Origin of the sequence: Streptomyces bugieae, assembly GCF_036352915.1 — a bacterium.
In the GTDB taxonomy this organism is placed as follows: Bacteria; Actinomycetota; Actinomycetes; order Streptomycetales; family Streptomycetaceae; genus Streptomyces; species Streptomyces endophytica.
On record NZ_JAZBJP010000097.1, the window covers coordinates 1 to 533 of the forward strand.

1 protein-coding gene is annotated in these 533 nt (G+C 70.4%); it reads right to left on the minus strand.

What is annotated here, in order from left to right; genetic code table 11:
- On the minus strand, positions 1 to 533 hold a 533-nt coding region (locus V2J85_RS40350; RefSeq protein ID WP_330824360.1), incomplete at both ends, for a hypothetical protein.

Here is a 533-nt window from a genome sequence, read left to right on the forward strand (position 1 = left end):
GGGTAGCCCCAGTTCAGTTCGGTGGCCGCCGACCAGTCGCCGGTCTCGCCCTGCTGGACGTAGGTGTCGAAGACGTTGGAGAGCGCCGAGGTGGAGGGGTCCACGGTGACCGGGTACCGCGTGGCCGGGTCGGCGAGGAACTCCGCGTCCGGGGTGACGACCAGGTCGACGGCGCCCTTCCGCGGCACCACCTTCATCGCCACCGGCACCCGGCGCGTGTGCTCGCCGGAGACCTTGTCGACGCTCGCGTCCCACATCACCGGGGCGGGCATGAGGGCCCGCTTCTTGTTCTTCCGGTCGGTGAACAGCACGCTGCCGTCGGGCTGCTCCTTCGCCGTCAGGCCCTTGGCCTTGAGCGGCAGGGTGTACGAGTACCCCTCGGCCGGACGCTTCTTGATCTCGACGTACTGCTCGAAGCCCGTACGGGTCGACTCCACGATGACGTCGGCGCCCGGGAGGGCCTCGGGGTAGGTGGCCCGCGTGCCGTCCAGTTCGGGGGCGGGCAGTCCGCCCTTCCACTGGAGGGTGATCCG